At 51.9% G+C, this 19,926-nt stretch carries 5 protein-coding genes; 1 reads left to right on the top strand and 4 read right to left on the bottom strand.

What is annotated here, in order from left to right:
- Positions 1–382: MFS transporter (locus tag DXZ20_RS37795; RefSeq protein ID WP_250565919.1), on the bottom strand; the 382-nt coding region annotated here is incomplete at its 3' end.
- 38 nt (positions 383–420) lie between these two features.
- Between DXZ20_RS37795 and DXZ20_RS25070 the strand changes: the two genes are divergently transcribed.
- Positions 421–1,131, top strand: coding sequence for an aspartyl/asparaginyl beta-hydroxylase domain-containing protein (locus DXZ20_RS25070; protein WP_163701796.1), 711 nt, complete (start codon positions 421–423; stop codon positions 1,129–1,131).
- A 74-nt stretch (positions 1,132–1,205) separates the two neighbouring features.
- Here DXZ20_RS25070 and DXZ20_RS25065 read toward each other — a convergent pair whose 3' ends face one another.
- The 3 genes from DXZ20_RS25065 to DXZ20_RS25055 form a co-directional block, all read right to left on the bottom strand.
- Positions 1,206–8,951 (bottom strand): amino acid adenylation domain-containing protein, encoded by a 7,746-nt coding sequence (locus tag DXZ20_RS25065; protein WP_163701794.1) that lies wholly within the window; start codon positions 8,949–8,951, stop codon positions 1,206–1,208.
- Positions 8,952–9,041: 90 nt separating this feature from the next.
- Positions 9,042–13,862, bottom strand: a complete 4,821-nt coding sequence (locus DXZ20_RS25060; protein ID WP_163701792.1) for an SDR family NAD(P)-dependent oxidoreductase — start codon at positions 13,860–13,862, stop codon at positions 9,042–9,044.
- Between the two features lie 52 nt (positions 13,863–13,914).
- A partial coding sequence (locus DXZ20_RS25055) for a non-ribosomal peptide synthetase (protein WP_250565918.1) occupies positions 13,915–19,926 on the bottom strand: 6,012 nt, incomplete at its 5' end.

The raw sequence follows: 19,926 nt of genomic DNA, 5'->3' as shown, positions 1-19,926 counted from the left end.
CATAGGCTTGAGCAATCACCATGCTGGCACTGCTCAAGCCCCCTAGAATACGGGCCATAAACAACATCCATAAAGTGTTAGCAAAGCTAAGCCACAAAAAGGATAAAGTTGTCCCCGCAATGTTGAAAAGAAACGCCGGACGACGGCCGATGCGATCGCTCAAACTGCCCCATAAGGTGGGTGCAAAGGTCAACATCATAGGAAATAACCCCAGCAAAATGCTGATTGCCAATGGAGACGCATCCAGGGATTGGGCATAGAAAGGCAACAGGGGAAGCACGATGCCAAAGCCCAGAAAGTCCATTAAGATACTGGCCAGTAGGACTACCAAAATCTTAGTTTCGTTTCCCTTTTGAATCGTTTGAACCATTGATATGCCCATGGGTTGTCTCTAATGTTTTCCTAGCAAGGATTTATCAAATGAAAAGGTTTTATTATACTGTGCATACGACTCTCTCTCGACTGAGATTAACTGAGCTGGTAAATCGATATTTCGATTTATTTATAGGGGGAGACAGTCGTCCTGTTTTCTTTAATATTGATCAAACCTGCCCCGAATTAAGAATTGTAGATAATGCGCTTAATGAGATTTATGCAGAGCTTTTAGATTTGTTGCCAGATCAGAGCCAAATACCTAAATATCATGAGGTTGATCAATATCAAACCACCATCTCCCAAGGGAGTGATCCTCAAAAAAGTTGGCGGACCTTTATTTTATTCTCCTTAGGAGAAAAGCCACTGAAAAATCGACAACGATGTCCTAAAACCGTGGAAGTAATCCATCAAGTGCCGGGGCTAGTACAGGCTATGTTCTCCATTTTGGATCCAGGGAAAAGTATTCCCGCCCACGAAGGCCCTTCCCGAGGATATTTACGTTATCATCTGCCTTTAATCGTTCCCGATATAAATCCGCCAACAATTTACATCAAAGATCAGCCCCACACCTGGCAAAAGGGCAACAGTATTCTCTTCGATGATACCCATGTACATCAGGTTCATAACAATGCCTCCGAAAGCCGAATTGTTCTGATTTTGGACATTCTGCGTCCCATGCCTTGGCCTGCTCATATTGTTAACCTAGGGGTACTTGTATTTGCTAGATATACGTATGCCAAACGTCTTAAATTTTAGGCACGGATTACAGGGAAGATTCACGATTCAGACCTCATAATTAATTTGCAAGAAATTGAGCTGTGACATGGGGGTTAAAGCGAAATATAGGACTTCAGGTAATGGGTGATTGGAGTTATCTGATCGGCTTCTCTCAAGAGACTAAAGTGATCTCCAGAAATAGTAAATTGTTTGAAATCCCCTTGGATAATTTGCTCCCAACGGATCTGTTCCCAGCTCAGACTAGCTGAATTTCGGACGCGCTCCGAGATTTTATCCGAAGCCTGTGTCACAGATTCACCAGCACTGATGAGTAATGCTGATCCACCATAGGACTGGGGACGATATTGGTGTAGGGCCAGCACATTAGCCTGAAATACCTGCCAAAGATGCTCTAAACGGTGAAACGTCACACCGGGAGGCAGAAGCTGGTGCTGCTGGCTGAGCTCAAATGCCTGGGCAAGGGACATGGGAGAAGTTTGAAGGATTTGTAATGGGGACGGTAAGGGTTGCCCCATCTGTCCAGCCAAGTCTTTGAGTAGCTCCATCAACAACAACCCCTGATTGAATTCTGGGTGATCCATTGGGTCATTTTCCCCATCAGTGACTATATTTGGACAGTAGAGGTAACTATCAATCAAACCTAATAACGCTACCGTTTCCCCTTGCTGGCTAAGCTGCTGCGCCATTTCATAAGCAACAACGCCCCCCATGGACCAGCCCGCCAGATGATAGGGGCCATGGGGCTGAACCGTTCTAATTTCTTCGCAGTACGTTGCTGCCATGGCCTCAATGGTGGTCAACGGTTGCTGTTGCCCCATCAGCCCCAGGGATTGGAGGCCGTACAGGGGATAGTCTGCCCCTAGCTGCTGACTCAGGGCGGCATAGCAAAAAACATTTCCACCGATGGGGTGGATACAGAACAGCGGTGTTTTGTTCCCTTGTGCCTGAATCGGAACTAGAACCGTCTCTGAAACGCTATCAATCCCCCCATCCCGCTCAAGATACATGGCCAACTGTTCAATCGTGGGAGATTGGAACAGGATAGCCAAGGGCAGATCGGCCTGAAATTCTTGCTGGAGCCTGGCCATCAGCTGAACTGCCAGGAGGGAGTGCCCGCCCAAATCAAAGAATGTACTCTGCACACTTATGGGGCGCATCTCCAGGATTTCTGACCAGATTTTGGCCAGCCGCAATTCAATCGGCGTGCGAGGTGCAATGTAGGTTTGGGAGGAGAGAGACTGTGCTAAAGCCCCATCAGGAGCCCTTAAGGCATGGCGATCTACTTTTCCGTTAGGGGTGAGTGGCAGGGTATCCAAGGGGACTACCAACTGAGGGACCATATAGGGGGGTAAGGACTGTTTCAGATAGTCTTTTAAGGCACTGGTCTCAATCGCTCCATTTGTTTCATTACCTGTCTCATTGTCTGTCTCGTTACTGATATCCTGGACAACAACATAGGCGATCAATGTCGAGTGGCCCAGGGAATCAGTCTGGGTAACAACAACACATTGCTGCACCTGGGGGTGGCTATGGAGCAACGCTTCAATTTCCCCTAGCTCAATACGAAAGCCACGAATTTTTACCTGGTCATCCAAACGGCCCAAATAGTCAATATTGCCATCGGAGCGATACCGCACACGATCGCCTGTTTTATAGAGTCGTCCTGCGCCAAAGGGATGGGGTATAAAGTTCTCTTTTGTTAATGCTGGCTGATTTAGATAACCTCGGGCCAGTCCGGCTCCGCCAATGTACAATTCACCAGGAATGCCCATGGGCATCGGTCGATGGTGAGCGTCCAGGACATAGGTTTGGACATGGGCCAGGGGTCGCCCTATGGGTACTTCGACTAACCGGGTTCCTTCAGAAGTCTTATTGGTGGAAAAATTGTAAGTGGTGGCCACAACGGTGGTTTCTGTGGGGCCATAGCTATTGATCAGCTGGGGAAACTGCCCGACATTTTGCTGCCAATGGTTAACCTGCCTGGGGTCTGCCCGTTCTCCTCCAATAATGACTAACCGCAGAGGCTGCAAAGATTGGGGGATAAATTGGGAAACCAGTTGATGCCAGTAGGCCGTGGGTAAATCGAGGACGGTAATTTGCCAGTTCTGGCATTGGGACCAGAATCGGTCTAAAGCCAGCATTTCCTCAGTTCTTAGCACCAGGGTGGCTCCGACGCTCAAGCAGGGATAAATTTCTTCGACAGCAGCATCAAAGCTAATGGAGGCAAACTGTAGTACCCGGTCTGTGGGGGAAAAACTATAGGTGGTGATGGCCGTTTGGGTAAAGGCTATCAAGGCCTGGTGCTCAATCAAAATGCCCTTAGGTTGGCCAGTGGAACCGGAGGTATAGATGACATAGGCCAAATTCTCAGCACCCACCTGACTGATGGGATTGGTAGAGGGGCAGGTGGCAATGGTTGACCAGTCGCTATCTAAACACACCGTTTTTGCCCCGTGGTCTGGCAATGCCGTCAGCAAATGGTGCTGGGTCAGCAGAAGAGATAGGCCAGTATCCTGTAGCATAAAGGCAAGGCGAGCTAGGGGACTGGTGGGATCGATGGGAACGTAGGCTGCGCCAGCTTTGAGGATGCCCAATAGCCCCACTACCATGTCGAGGGAGCGGTCTATACAAATGCCCACAAGGGTTTCGGGACCTATGCCCAAGTCTTGGAGATAATGTGCTAGCTGGTTAGCTCGCTGGTTTAAGGCTTGATAGCTCAGGTGTTCCGATTCCAGGCTGACGGCGATCGCATCTGGTGTGCGTTGCACCTGGGCCTCAAACAGGTGATGAATACAGTCGTAGGTCTCTCGGGTATCAACTTTAGCTGAGAAATCTTGGCTAGGGTAGAAGGCGGAAGGCGGAAGGCGGAAGGCGGAAGAAGATTGGACTCTAGGCTTTAATGACTGAACTTCATTTCCAGTAAAATTTCCTGCGTTAAATTGGCCTCCGGTCTCTCGGTTCTGGGCATCGGAGATGCCATTAAATTCACCATGGGCACCACTCCATTCCATCAATAGCTGGTGTCGTTCTGGCTCCGTCAGGAGGGATAGCTCACTGATGGGGCTGGATGCCCTGGTCACCATGCCCTGCAGCAGGGTGATAAATTGCTGGGCCATGCGCTCGATGGTATTGGGGTTAAATAGGTCGCTGTTGTATTCCCAATGGGTGACCAGGGCAGGGGTGGTGTCTGTGATCGACAGGGTGAGGTCAAATTTTGCGATCGCACTATCCACAGCCAGAGGCGTCAGGGTAAGTTCCGATGGGCCAGCGGGCAACGAAGCCAGGGGAGCAATCTCAGCATCCAGGGCAAACATCACTTGGAAAAGGGGAGAATAGGCCAGGCTACGCTCAGGCTGCAGAGCTTCCACAATCTGTTCAAATGGCACAGTTTGATGGTCGTAAGCCTCCAGGGCCATCTGTTTCACCCTGGTTAGAAAGGCAACAACCGTATCTGTTTCGTCCACACCAAGGCGAAGCACCAGCGTATTTACAAAAAAGCCGATCAAAGGTTCCAGTTCAAACCGCTGACGATTTGCCACAGGGGTACCCACTGCAATATCCCGTTGCCCACTGTAGCGATGGAGCAGAAGTTGGAAGGTGCCTAGCAACAGCATAAATAGGGTGACATCCTGCTGCTGGGCAAAGGCACGCACCTGCTGGCTTAAGTCTGGCGGCAAGCTGATCCTATGGGTCCGCCCCTGAAACGTTTGGACGGCAGGACGGGGGCGATCGGTAGGCAATTCTAACAACGGTGGTAGATTGGCCAACTGTTGTTGCCAGTAGCTTAACTGGGTGGCTAAATCTTCCCCCTGTAACCACTGGCGCTGCCAGAGGGCATAGTCAGCATATTGAATTTTTAACGGCGGCAGGGTCGCAGGTTGGCCCTGGGCATAGGCTGTGTAGATATGGGCAAGTTCCTGAATCAGCACCTGCATGGACCAACCATCGCTAATAATGTGATGTATTGCTACCGCTAGCACCGCAGCCCCGTCATCGAGATTGACTAACGCCATCCGTAGTAAGGGACCTTGTTCCAGGTCAAAAGGTTGTTGTGCCCTTTGCAACAACCAATCCTCCAGGGGAATCTCCAACGTTGGGATAACCACTAACGGAATTTGCACTGTAGGCTTAACCACTTGCCTGGCCACACCCTCAACAACGGGAAATCGAGTACGCAGACTCTCGTGACGATGCACCAGGGTATCCAGGGCCTGTTGCAAAGCGGCGGCATTGGGTCTGCCACTGATGCGAACGGCTGCAAAAATGTTATAAATGGCCAATGGCTCCGCCTGTTGTTGTACCTGATTTTCCTGCTGCTCCAGCTGAGCCAAAAACCATAATCGTTCCTGGGCAAAGGAGAGGGGGATAGGAGAGTCATTCTGGGATCGAGGCGTAATGGGAGGGACAGACCGAGAAGGGTAGGCAGCCTTATCCAGAGCAGCATCCAGGGCATCTATAGTAGGAGATTCAAACAGGGTGCGCAGGGGCATTTCCAGATCTAATGTGCTACGAATACGAGCAACTAACTGGGCCGCAAGGAGAGAATGACCCCCCAGGTCAAAAAAGCTATCGTGGAGACCAATGGTATTAATGGGTCGGGATAACACATCAGCAAAGAGACTGGCCAGGTGTTTTTGTCGCTCTGTAATCGGGGCAATATAGGTGGCTGCGGGACTCGCTCCATCAAATACAGGCAGGGCCTGACGGTCGATCTTGCCATTGGCGGTTAATGGAAATGCGGTAAGAGACATGATCCCTGTTGGCACCATATAGTCAGGCAAATGCTCCTTCAAATAGGCTTTCAGAGCATAGGTATCTATATCGCCCGTCTCTGTTGCATAAGTCTCTGTTGCGCCAGAGTTTAGATCGCTATTGGGCACCATATAGGCCACCAGACAGGGATCGCTAGAGGCATTGGCCTGGGAAATAACAATACATTGTTGTACTTGCGGGTGCTGACTGAGAACCGTTTCTATTTCACCTAGCTCGATGCGAAAACCGCGAATTTTTACTTGATGGTCCAGCCGTCCCAGATACTCAAGACTGCCATCGGTGCGATACCGCACCCGGTCGCCTGTTTTATACAGTCTCCCTGCCCCAAAAGGGTTGGCAATAAATCTCTCTGCCGTTAGCTCTGGTCGATTGAGATAGCCACGAGCAAGACCGGCACCACCAATGTGTAATTCCCCTGCCACCCCAATGGGCACTGGCTGTAGACCATGATCCAATACATAAATTTGAAGGTCAGCTAAGGCTTTACCAATGGAATTGCAAGATTGTTGTGAGTGCTCAGCCGTTAACGGTTGATGGGTAACATGGACCGTTGTTTCGGTGATGCCATACATGTTGATTAATTGGGGCTGGTCCTCACCATGGCGATTAAACCAGGGTAGGAGACTTTCCACCTGTAGTGCCTCACCGCCAAAAATGATGTAGCGCAGCCCAAGGGAATCAACAGCGTGGTCTTGATCAACCTGCATCAATTGCTGAAAGGCTGAAGGGGTTTGATTAAGCACTGTGACCTGATGACGCACCAATAAATCATAAAAGTCTTGGGGAGAGCGACTCACCCAATAGGGCACAATCACCAAGCGACCACCGTGGCATAATGCCCCCCAGATTTCCCACACTGAAAAATCAAAGGCATAGGAATGGAACAGGGTCCAACAGTCTTGTTGATTAAAGTGATAAAGGTCCTGGGTAGTCCGTAATAAGCGAATAACATTGCGATGGGGAATGAGTACTCCCTTAGGGTTGCCAGTGGAGCCCGAAGTGTAGATCACATAGGCGAGATTCTCGGCAGTCCCATTTCTGGGAAGATTCTCTGCAGGATACTGGGCAATTTTCGATGTATCATCCTGCCCACAGTTATCCAAACAGACTATCTTGCCGTTATAGTCTGAGAACAACTCCAGATGCTGGTTTTGAGTCACCAGAACGTTCACCTGTGAGTCCTGAAGCATAAACTGCAGACGTTGGGACGGATAGGTGGGGTCCAGGGGAATATAGGCCCCACCCGCCTTCAAAATTGCCAACAGCCCTACCACCAGGTCTATTGAGCGCGACATACAGAGACCCACTAATGACTCAGGGCCAACTCCCAGGCTGCGGAGATAATGGGCCAGTTGATTAGCCCGATTGTTTAACTGGCGATAGCTGAGTTCTTCTCCCTCAAACACCAGTGCGGTGGCATCGGGTGTGCGGGTGACCTGGGTTTCAAATAGCTGATGAATATAGGGGCAGGCAGCTTCTACCTCTGGAGGCACAACCGCGGGCTGATTCCAGTCCACTAACAATTGATGCCGCTCCGTTTCACTAAGCATGGGCAGAGCGCTCACCGGTTGGGATATATCTGCCACCAGGCCAGTCAACAAGCGCTCAAAATGGCTGGCCATCCGTTTAATGGTGGTAGTTTCAAATAGATCACGGTTATACTCCCAGGTTGCCATCAGCCCCTGGTCTGTCTCACGGATTGAGAGAGTTAAATCAAACTTTGCGATCGCAGCATCCACAGACAACGGTGTCAGACTCACCTGATCCAAAGCCAATGTTGTTAGCGGAGTATTTTGCAACACAAACATCACCTGGCAAATGGGGGAATAGGCCAAACTGCGTTGGGGTTGCAACGCCTTCACCACCTGTTCAAAGGGCACATCCTGGTGGGCATAGGCCTCTAATGCCATCGCTTTCACCGTTTGCAACAGCTCGGCACCTGTGGCGGTCTCATCAATGGGTGTGCGCAGCACCAGGGTATTCACAAAGAACCCCAGTAACGACTCCAATTCAGGACGCTGGCGATTGGCAATGGGGGTGCCCACCAGGATATCGGGCTGACCGCTGTAGCGATGGAGCAGAATCTGAAAGACTGTTAATAACAACATAAACAGGGTTACCCCCTGCTGCTGGGCCAGGTCTCTCACCTGGGCACTTAAAGCAGGAGACAGATGAACCGTGTGGGTGCACCCGTTAAATGCTTGCACTGGGGGACGGGGATAATCGGTGGGCAATTCCAACAAGGCTGGAGCCTGGGCCAGTTGTTGTTGCCAATAGTCCAAATGCTGGTTAAGCCTGTCTGTTTGTAGCCAATGGCGTTGCCAGCAGGCATAATCCACATACTGTAGGGAGAGCGGTGGCAGCTGGGGGGATTGTTCCTGGCTATGGGCGCGATACAGGTGGGCTAATTCCTGGCTAAAGCAGCCCATGGACCACCAGTCCCAAATAATATGGTGCAGATTTAACACCAACAATGCGTCGGTGGGCGATCGCTGCATCAGGCTGGCCTGCACCAGTGGCCCCGTGGCTAAATCGAAGCACCTGGCAGCTTCTTGCTGAATCCAGGTTTGCAGACCTGGGGCAAGGTCGGCAACAGAGTTTAGGGGGGCAGGCTTGTCATTCTGAAAATCTGAAGTTGTTTCCCCATGGGGCCAATGTTCCAGAGAAAGGGGCCAGAAACCGCTGGCATGGATCACCTGTCTGGGTTCACCATCAATGGATTTAAAGGTGGTGCGCAAAATCTCATGGCGCTGCACTAGCGTATTGAGTGTCTGCTGCAGTGCATCAATCTTTAATGGCCCCTTCACCTGCATCACCACCAAAAAGTTGTAGGTGGGGCTGGGACCTGCTAACTGATCCACTAACCAGAGCTGTTCCTGGGTCCAGGAGAGGGGGAAATGGTTGGTGGTGCGATCGCAGGACCAGATCGGCAAATTAGCCGGGTCAATCCCTTGCTTTTGTAGCAGTGCAAGCACAGCATCTCGCTTTTGCAGCGGCAAATTTGCGAGCCGTTTGATCAGGCTTTTGATTTTGGTTTGTTGCTGCAGCTGGCTTTGCTCTGGCATGGGTCTTTTCCTTGCGCGGCTGGTGTTCTTGGGTGTTAGGTCACCGGCTGTTAGGGTGAATGGGTGGATGGGTGATGGGGTGATGGGGTATTAGGGTTGGCTTAAGGCATTGAGTTCCTCCTCACTTAGGGTGTCTACCTGGTTCAAAATGTCTTCTAGCTGATCCAGGTCGGCGGTGGAGGAGCTAGCCATAGCAGACGGCTGCTTAGCCTTAACTACAGTGGCCAGCTGGGCAATGGTGGTGGCTTCAAACACGGTGGTAATGGATAGATCGATGGCAAAGGTTTGCCGCAGGTGGGCTAAAAACTGCATGCCGATAAGCGAATCTCCCCCCATTTCAAAGAAGTTGTCGTGGATGCCAATGGTGTCGCGGCCCAGCAGGGCCTGGAGAATTCCAATAATTTTATTTTCCACTGGGTCATCAGACACATTGACCACGGGAAATTTGATCGAGGGGGTAGCGGCTGGCTGATGGTGTTCTGGACGGTCACCCATCCGCCGTTGGGTCGTCAGGCGGGAAGTTAACTCTCGTGTGGAAACGATCACCTGGGGTTCCGGTTGCCCCAACAACTGCTCTAGCACTTGACCACAGTCAGTGGGGAAAAGACCAAGGGCTAGCTCTGAGCGCATCTGGTTCAGCAGCCAGTGGTTGGATGGATCGCCTGCGAGACGTTCAGACAAGGTTTCCATTGCCTTTGCTGCCATGCCCACCTGTTGTAAACTCTCCCAGTTAATGGCCAGGTAACGGGTGGGGGAGTTTACATTACGAGCCTGGGCATAGGCATCGAGAAAGGCGTTGGCGGCACAGTAGTCGATTTGTCCTACGGCCCCCGTAATGGCGGTCACAGAAGAACAGAGCACCATAAAATCTAGTGGGCGATCGTTTAAGTCCTGCAATGTTTGGTCTAGAGTTAGGGTGCCTTGTAGCTTGGGTTGGAAGACGGCTATTGTCTCTGCCTGGGTGCGCAGATCGATTACCCCACCACCGGGAATACCTGCTGCGTGAATAACGCCGTTGATAGGACCAAATTGTTGAATGGCTTTGGTTATCTCTTGCTGGAGAGCTGTGCGATCGCAAACATCCGCCGTGACCACTAAAACCTTTGCCCCCGCTTCCTTCAAAGCCTGTAGGGCAAGAATTTTAAGGCTAATGGAATCATCTGAAGGGTGGGTTTCCAGCCAATTTTGCCAGTCTGACTCCTGAGGAAAGAAGGACCGACTCATCAACACCAGCCTGGCTTGCCAATGTTGAGCCAGATGTTGAGCTATGGTCAGTCCTAACCCGCCTAAACCTCCCGTGATCAGATAGATACCCTCTGGTCGCAACAGCGTCTCTCCCTGGTTTTCTAATTCCATCGGAAAAGACTGAAATTGTTGGACCCAGCGATAGGGACCCCGATAGGCAATTGCCTGGTTTTCGGGTTCTCCTGCTGGTGCTTCCATCTCTGTAACGAGTTGATGGATAAGGTTTGATGATGGCTCTAAAGCAAGGTCAGGCTGGGATGCTGAATCAGGCAACAGGATATCCACACAGCGACAGGTTAACCCAGCGATTTCTTGAGGGATAGTCCGGATGGCTCCCCACAGGGTGGCCTGGTTGGGAAGCAGATGTTCTTTTCCAGTGACCCTCTGGAGATGCTGAGTAATCACAACGAGATCACAGGAATGGTCAAACTCCTGCTTGTTCCAAGCTTGAGCTAAGAAGAGAAGACCATAGAAGCCCAGGGCCAGAGACTGATCCGTAGATTGAACTGGTTCAGATACCTGTGGAACTAACGTCCAAAGATGGAGAATTTTATCGGGCTGTTGTTCCAAACGTTGCAACGCCTGGAGTAGATGGTCATAGTCCTCTCGCTGCTGGGGATTAAGGCTGTAATGATTCTCTCCTAGAGATTGAAACGTTTCGCCAATTTGGACTTGGATAATCGTGCGATCATTTCGCCCTAGCTGCTTAATCAGGGGAGTCGCCACATTGAGATCATCAACAAAGACAAGAATCGTATCTGTAACAGTCTGGGTTTCTCGCTTAACTGGGGGAATGGGACAACGGCTCCAAGAGGGGACATAAAACCAATCTTTAAACTCTCTTCGATGTAAGCCTTGGGACTGATTTGATTGGGCAGCCAGAGAACCAGAGGTCCCCATGGGCGCATCAGACGCCTCGATCCAGTGGCGTTGGTGTTCAAAGGGATAGGTGGGTAGGGCCAGACGGTGGCGACGTTCATGACCATAGACGGCAGGCCAATCAATCTCCATCCCTTGGAGCCAAAGCTGTCCCAGGGCAGATAACAACGTAGCCCTATCAGATTTATCTTCCCGAGGGTGGCGCAGGGTGGCAATCACTGCCTGACCCTGACCGGCTGGATGCTTCTGGACCAGGGAACTAAGGGCACGACCAGGGCCTACTTCCAATAGGGTATGTGGTGGGTCCGCATCCTGACAAAGCTGGGTTAGGGCCTGGGAAAATTGGACGGGTTGGCGCAGATGTTGGACCCAGTAGTTGGGATCCGTTGCTTGGGCGGTGGTGATCCAGGTGCCGGTGAGGTTGGACAGGTAGGGGCGTTGGGGCGGCTGGAAATCAACCTGCTGGCACTGCTGGCGAAACGCATCCAGGATGGGCTCCATCATGGGGGAATGGAAGGCATGGGAGGTGTGTAGACGACGACCTTCGATGTCCTGACTGGTAATGTATTGTTCAAAAGCTGATATGGCTGTCTTGGGGCCTGATACTACGCAGCGGTTGGGTTCATTGATAACTGCGATCGCAATCTCTTTAAACCTAGAATCTTTATCCAAAAGAGATTGCAACGTTTCTACTGCCAGAGGTATCGCCACCATTGCCCCTGGCGACAATTGTTGCATCAGTTGCCCCCGCTTAGCCACTAGGGCCAGTCCCGCCTCCAGACTAAACACTCCGGCAAGGCAGGCCGCCACATATTCTCCAATACTGTGGCCCACCATGGCTGTGGGTTTTAATCCCCAGGCTAACCAGAGTTGGGCCAGAGCATACTCGATCACAAAGAGAGCTGGTTGGGCAATTGCCGTCTGCTGCAGCTGGGCCGCAGCGGTGGCCTCCTGTTCTGGAGCTGGATAAAGAATTTGGCGCAAATCTAGTTTTAACAGGGTTTGTAACAGGTCAGCACAGCGATCTATCTGTTCCCGAAAAATGGGTTCGGTTTGATAGAGGTCTCGACCCATGTTGACATGTTGGGAGCCCTGGCCTGGAAAGAGAAAGGTCAAAGATTTCCCCTGTGGTTTACCCGATCCAGTAACAACCTGAGGCCCGCTTGGCAGAGCTAGCATCTCCTCAGCGTTCTCTGCAACTGCCCGTAATGCCTGGATGGCCTGGTCAATGTCCTGACAAACCAGGATACGGCGATAATTAAATGCCTGCCGTCCACAGCTCAGGGTGTAAGCAACATCGGCCAGATTTAATTCAGTTGCCGATTGTTCCTGGAAGAAATCAGCCAGGTTGGTGGTCATCTGAGCCAAGGCCGATGGGGTTTTGGCCGACAGTAACAACAACTGCCAGGGACGCGCAGAACCCGATGGTTCCAATGGGGGTGCTTCTTCGAGAATCACATGGGCGTTGGTGCCACCAATGCCAAAGGAACTCACCCCCGCCCGTCGGGGCTGGAGCGAATCAGCACGGGGCCAGTCCTGCAGTTTGGTGTTGACGTAGAAAGGCCCCGTACCAAAATCAATATTGGGATTGGGGGTTTCAAAGTTAAGGCTGGGGGGAATGGCCTGGTGCTTCAAGGCCAGTAAGGTTTTGATTAGACCTGCCACACCCGCTGCCGTATCTAAATGGCCCACATTGGTCTTAAGGGAGCCGATGGCGCAGGTGGGTTTCTCAGGTTGCTCGGTTTGACGACGAAATACCCGATTGAGGGCGGCAATTTCGATGGGATCTCCCAGTTCTGTGCCGGTGCCGTGGGCTTCTATATAGCCAATGGTGTCGGCGTCCACATTGGCCACTGCCAGGGCTTCATTGATCACCGCTGCTTGACCGGCGACACTGGGGGCCGTGTAGCCCACCTTCAGGGCACCGTCGTTGTTAATGGCTGAGCCACGAATTACCGCATGGCAAGGGTCGCCGTCTGCGATCGCATCTTCCAACCGTTTCAGCAGCACCACCCCTACACCGCTACCAACCACAGTTCCTTTTGCCTGGGCATCAAAGGCCCGACAATGGCCATCGGGGGCCAGAATCATGCCCTCTTGATAGAGATAGCCCGTGCCCTGGGGAATCGAAATAGACACCCCGCCCGCCAAGGCCATATCGGTGTCCCCATTCAGGAGGCTTTGGCAGGCCAGATGGACCGCTACCAGGGATGTGGAACAGGCCGTTTGCACCGCCACCGCCGCCCCGGTCAAATTGAGCTTGTAGGCCACCCGACTGGGCAAAAAGTCCTTGTCATTGGCAATAAAGAGGGGATACAGACCCACCGTCCGCAACAGGTCTTGTCGCTGGGCCAGATGATGCAACAAATACCCATTCACCCCCACCCCAGCGTAAACACCCATCAGTCCCTGATAGCGTTGAGGGTCATAGCCCGCCGCTTCAACCGCCGTCCATGCACATTCCAGAAACAACCGGTGCTGGGGATCGAGAATTTCTGCTTCCCGAGGAGAGATATCAAAAAATGGAGCATCAAACCCAGTCACATCATCTAAAACAGCCTTGGCCTTGACATAGTTTGGGTCGGCCAATAGCGCTGGATCCACCCCTGCCTGCAACAGTTCCTGATCTGAGAATTGGGAAATGGATTCCACCCCTGCCTGCAGATTTTGCCAGAATGATGCCACATCCGGTGCTCCAGGGAACTGGCCAGCCATGGACACAATGGCAATATCCGCACTAATATCTCTGGCGTCAGGATTAAAATTGTCGTGATTCTGTTGCACCATTGTTTTTCCCCTGTTCTGCTTGCATTAATCCACATGTAGAGAGCGTGAATGTCTAACGTTCTCGATGTCGCCGTCGGGCCTGTCGTCGTTCTCTAGTCGCCGCCCGTACCTGATCTCGCTGGTCAGAATTTAATCGTTCAGGAGGTGACAGCTGGCCCTGAGATAGATTCGTCAGATAATCCCCTAAAGCTTTAATGGTGGGATAGGCAAATAGATCCACCAGGGGAACAGAAAGCTGTAGATCTGTCTGCAGAGCATGGTATGCCTGAATCAGCAGCAGAGAATTCCCCCCCACATCAAAGAAATTGTCGTGGATGCCCACCCGTTTCACCGGTAGCACCGATTGCCAGATAGCCACCAGTTTTTTCTCCATCTCGCTTTCGGGCTTAACGTATTGCACATCGCTCACCTGCAGTTGCCCCGGTGCAGGCAAGGCGCGACGATCTACCTTGCCATTGGGAGTTAAGGGTAATTTTTCCAAGGGGACAAAGGTACTGGGTACCATATAGGCTGGCAGCCGCTGATTTAGATAGGCTTTTAAGTCACTCAGGGCTAGTTCCGGTGCATCACCCACAATATAGGCCACCAGGCGCTTATCACTGGGGGTATCACCATGGACAACCACCACCGCCTGCTGCACTTGCCCATGGTGACGCAGCACCGCCTCAATCTCTCCTAGCTCAATGCGGAAGCCACGCACCTTAGTCTGATGATCGAGACGTCCTAAATACTCCAAATTACCGTCTGCACCATAGCGAGCCAGGTCTCCAGTTTTATAGAGACGGCCTTCACCAAAGGGATTAGAGATAAATTTCTCCGCCGTTAAATCCGGCTGATGCAAATAGCCCCGAGCCAGCCCAGCACCACCAATATGCAACTCCCCTGGCACACCGATGGGAACAGGCTGGAGATGGTCATCCAAAATATAAACCTGGGTGTTGCCAATGGGACGACCGATGGAGACTAGAGAGTTGCCCCCCTTAGATTTGACCTGCTCAAAGTTAGTATCCCGAGATTCATCAGCTAGGTCTGTATCATTAGCGCGATGGTCATCAGTCTCCACCTGGAAACGAGTGGACCAAATCGTCGCTTCCGTTGGGCCGTACAGGTTCCATAGGTCTGCTCCTGACGCTGACAGCTGTTGCGCTATAGTTGTCGGCAATCCTTCACCGCCACAGAGCATGGTCATGGGTGCTGACTCCCCAGCCCAGCCCGCCGCTAACAACAGTTGCCAGGTGGCTGGAGTGGCCTGCATGATGGTCACTGGTTGGTCAGATTCCTGATGTGAGGCTGGGTTTAGAGGCTGTAATTGGCGCTGTAATTGCTGACCATCCCGAGTTACCGCTGTGGGCAGAATTACCACCTCTGCGCCGATGGTCAACGGTAGGTAAAGCTCCAGGGCAGCAATATCAAAGGCCAGGGTGGTGACGGCGGCCAAGCGATCGCATTCCCTCAATCCAGGTTCATCCTGCATCGTAGTGAGGAAATTCACCACAGACCGATGTTGAATTTGCACCCCTTTAGGAGTCCCCGTGGATCCAGATGTGTAAATAACATAGGCCAAATTCTCCGCCGTCACGTCCGTGGGGCAGCTATCGACACTGGCCTGGGCGATAGTCTCCCCATCTCGGTCCAAACACACCACCTGTTCCGGCGCAATCTCTAACCCTAACGCCTTAAAACAATCGGCCTGGGTCACCAAGAGAGCAATTTGGGCATGGTCCACCATAAACTGCAGCCGCTGTTGCGGGTAGCCAGGATCCAACGGCACATAGGCTGCCCCTGCCTTCAAAATCCCCAACAGACCCACCATCATATCCAGGGAGCGTTCCACACAGAGACCAACTAAAACCTCAGGTCCCACCCCCAACGTTCTCAAATGATGGGCCAGCTGATTGGCCCTGGTATTTAATTCCCGGTAACTCAGCTGGTTATCTAAATAGGACACCGCCACCGCATCTGGCGTACGCTCCACCTGGGCCTCAAATAAGTCATGGATGCACTGGTGTTCGGGATAGGGCATCGCCGTATCGTTCCACTCCACCACCAGCTGATGCCGCTCTGCCTCACTCAGCAACGGCAGGGTGACCACCCGTTGAGACTCATCCAACACAAATCCGGTCAACAAAATCTCAAAATGGCTAGCCATTCGTTCAATCGTAGCCATCTCAAACAGATTGCTGTTGTACTCCCAATCCGTAATCAATCCTTGTTCTGTTTCTTCCACTGAAAGGGTCAAGTCAAATTTGGCCGTAACTGTTTCCGTGGCCATGGGGGTGAAGGTTAATCCAGGTATTTGGGTAGAGGCAACGGGGACATTTTGGAGAGAAAACAGTACCTGGAAAATGGGGGAGTGGGCCAAACTTCGTTCAGGCTGTAGGGCTTCAACAATTTGCTCAAAGGGCACATCCTGGTGGGCATAGGCTTCTAGAGCAACCTGTCTCACCTGATGCAGTAATGTGGCCACCGTGTCTTCCGGATGAATTTGGGTACGCAGGGCCAGGGTATTGACAAAGAATCCAATCAGCGGTTCTAACTCTGGCTGTTGACGGTTAGCGATGGGTGTGCCCACCACGATATCGGACTGGTTACTGTAGCGAGATAACAGCAGCTGAAAGGCCGTCAATAAGACCATAAACAGGGTTACCCCTTGCTGTTGTCCTAGCTGGTTTAGCTGCTGACTTAACGCCAGGGGTAGAGTGAGGCGATGACGCTGCCCCTGGAAGGTTTGTACGGCAGGCCGAGGATAATCGGTGGGTAGCTCTAAACGGGCTGGACTCTCAGCTAACTGCCGTTTCCAATAGTTGAGCTGAGACTGTAGCACCTCTCCCTGGAGCCATTGCCGCTGCCACAGGGCATAGTCAGCATACTGAATTGTCGGTTCGGTTAACGGTGAAGGGTGCCCCTGGTCATAAGCAGTGTAGAGCGCCGCCAACTCCTGCATCAGCACCCCCATGGACCACCCATCGCTGATCAGGTAATGGGTAGTAATAGAAAGAACTGCAGTCGGCTCAGAATTCCGCCTTCCGCCTTCCGCCTTCCGTCTTCCGCCTTCCGCCTTCCCTAATCTGTTGATATCTGTTGAATCAAAACAGATTAGCTTAATCCTAAATAGGGGACCTGCAACCCAGTCAAACGGCTGCTGGGCCTCTTTCACCAACCAATCAGATAAGGACAATTCCAGGTCATCGGCCTGAACAATTTGCAACGGTGTTGGGGGAACGGGATTCATCTGTTGTACCGCCATGCCATCTTTCCAAGGAAAGGTGGTGCGCAGGGCTTCATGCCGTCGGACGATTTCACGGATCGCCTCCGTCAGGGCAGTAAGATTTAGATTCCCCTGAATGCGCAGGGCTGTATGGGCATAGTAGGCGGTAGACAGACCCTCTAGCTGGGTGAGAAACCACAGCCGTTCTTGGGCATAGGAGAGGGGGATGGGGGCATGATCCTGTAACCTTGGAGTGATGGCAGCGATCCCATGGGTTGTCAGGTTCTGATTGAAAACAGCATCCACTCCAGCCACCGTGGGAGCTTCAAACATTGCCTGGAGGGGAAGTTCCACCTCAAAGGTTTGGCGCAGGCGGGCCACCAGCTGAGTTGCCAATAGAGAATGGCCACCCAACTCAAAGAAGCTGTCGTAAATACCAATCTTTTCCAGAGGTAAGGAGAGCACCCCAGCAAAGAGGGTGGCAATCAATGTTTGTCGCTCGGTTTGAGGGGCAACAAAGAGGGCGCATGTGGCGGACTGTTCCTGGTTTAGATCCAGGGCGAGTAAGGCCCGACGATCTATTTTGCCATTGGGGGTAAGGGGAAATTTCTCCAGGCAGGCAAAATGGCTGGGTACCATATAGGCTGGCAACTGAGCTTTTAGGAATTGCCGCAGTGCGTCAGGTGTGGTAGCGGTATCCGTTATCGCTTGTTGTTTCGGTTTCTTTGATGGGTGGGCGGGGGCGGCATGGGATCGCGATGGATGTACCGCGTATACCATATACACCTCCAAATCAGATTCTGATTTCGTTGTTTGTAAGGTTGTTAGGGAATGACTCCCATTGTCCTCCTGGCTATTTTCATCACTGAAATAACGACCAGCCATGGGAGATTGTGCATCCGAGGAGACAATATAGTCGTCAATCTCCAGACCATAACCATGGGACTCTAGTAGTTGACAGACCTGTTGTAGCATTTCGGCCCCTTCCACCTCCAGGGTCAGTTGCTTAATCTTCGGCCAGTCTTGAGGTTGGATTCCTTCCAGCACCAACAGTTCACTCTTTTCCACATCGACCTTGAGCAAATCAATTTGGTCTACCTCATAGTGTTGAATTAGGTCTGATAAGGTGGTCAGCTGACAGGCATAGGTTTCAGACCGATATCGCTCGTCTACAAACTGACGCACTTGATCAATGTCATAGTTCATCAGCACGGCCTCAGCCACCTGCTTATCCTGGTCTGGATCCGCAAACCGCCCCGAAACACCCGACATTTCAGGGTAGAAGGTGAACTCTAGTGTCTCCGCCTGATTAGAAAGCCCCTGGGGGATGACAGTCACCTGATCGCCATAGGGTTGCACATTGGCCTGTAGGCGCTCGAATGTGGGGGGAATTGGTTCAAAGGCATAGACTGTCGTTTCAGGGCAGGTCTGTTGAACAAATAGGGTAAACATACCAATGTTGGCCCCCACATCAAATACACAGTCCCCCGGCTGAATCGTAATGCCGTGGCGCAGGTAAATCTGTTGCTCAAAGATTTCGTCATAAATGGCGCGGGTTTGATGGGCACTAAAGTGGGCCACCGTGAGACCATTGGGCAACTGCATCCTGGGCAAGGTGGGCGATGGCACAAAATAGGCCACCAGTTGTTGTTGGGCAGCCACCATCACTACTGCTTCCTGTACACCAGGATGGTGACTGAGGGCTGTTTCAATATCTCCTAACTCCATTCGGAAACCGTTGAGCTTGACCTGATGGTCGATCCGACCCATAAACTCCAAATTGCCGTCCGATCGCCAGCGGGCTAAGTCCCCTGTTTTATAAAGACGTCCTGCCCCAAAGGGATTGTCAATAAATTTTGCTGTCGTGAGTTCCTGTCGATTCCGGTAGCCCCTGGATAAACCATCTCCACCGATGTGTAGTTCCCCTGGCAGACCCATGGGTACCGGCTGAAGATGGGTGTCTAGAATATAAATTTGGGTATTGGCAATGGGGCGACCAATGGCAACTGCTGGGGCTGTTGAGCCAGCCTCCTGCTCAATCGCCTCAATACCGAAACTGGCGGACCAAATGGTGGTTTCAGTGGGGCCATACATATTGTTGATTTTGCCCTGCATTGCTCCTCGAATTTGCTGAGCTAATGCTGGAGGCAGGGCTTCTCCCCCCACCAACAGATGCTGCAGACCACTCAGGTGATTTAAACCATCGGGCGTTGTCATCAGCATCCGCAGCCAGGAGGGAGTACATTGTAGATGGGACACTTGATGGGTCTGGATCTGATTGAGAACGGTTTGTTCCGGTTGTCGAGATTGATGGGCTAAGTTACTCCGATCTTTCAGGGTTTTGAGATATTCCAGGCTAGCAAGCACCGGATCCACATCCACCCCAAAATCAATCAGGCAGGCCACTTCATTCACTCCAGTCATCTGCAGCCGATCAAGCATCTCCAGGCATTTCTCTGGGGTACCCAGCAAACCACTGGTCTCAAAATAGCGATCAAAGGCAGCGGACAATAACGCATCTCGATCTGCCTCGTCAAACGAGTCAGCCTGGACCGTCACTTCAGCCTCTGGCAAAACTTTGAGCATGAGTTCCAGAGAACTGTTTAGATAGGCGCATAGGGGCTGACGCACCTGCTCCCGTACGGTGTCGAGATCCTCTCCGATAAAGGTGTGAAGCATCAGGGTGACCTGGCCAATGCCTGAATGTCCCTGCTGTTGCCAAGCCTGACGATAAATTTTAATGTTCTCGGCCAGGTCTTCAATGGTTTGGCCCAGCAGATGGGTCAAGAGATTTGTGCCCAATTCCCCGGCCAGGCGAAATGTTTCTGGATTGCCTGCTGCGGTAATCCAGAGGGG

It is taken from the genome of Adonisia turfae CCMR0081 (assembly GCF_011009555.1).
Lineage (GTDB): Bacteria > Cyanobacteriota > Cyanobacteriia > Phormidesmidales > Phormidesmidaceae > Leptothoe > Leptothoe turfae.
The sequence above is the reverse complement of the archived record's forward strand: the minus strand, read 5'-3'. Positions and strand labels throughout refer to the sequence as shown.

Bases quoted from the DNA above. Each gene is read 5' to 3' on its own strand.
- DXZ20_RS25070 (WP_163701796.1), top strand. From the start codon at position 421: ATGAAAAGGTTTTATTATACTGTGCATACGACTCTCTCTCGACTGAGA.
- DXZ20_RS25060 (WP_163701792.1), bottom strand. From the start codon at position 13,862: ATGGTGCAACAGAATCACGACAATTTTAATCCTGACGCCAGAGATATT.
- DXZ20_RS25065 (WP_163701794.1), bottom strand. From the start codon at position 8,951: ATGCCAGAGCAAAGCCAGCTGCAGCAACAAACCAAAATCAAAAGCCTG.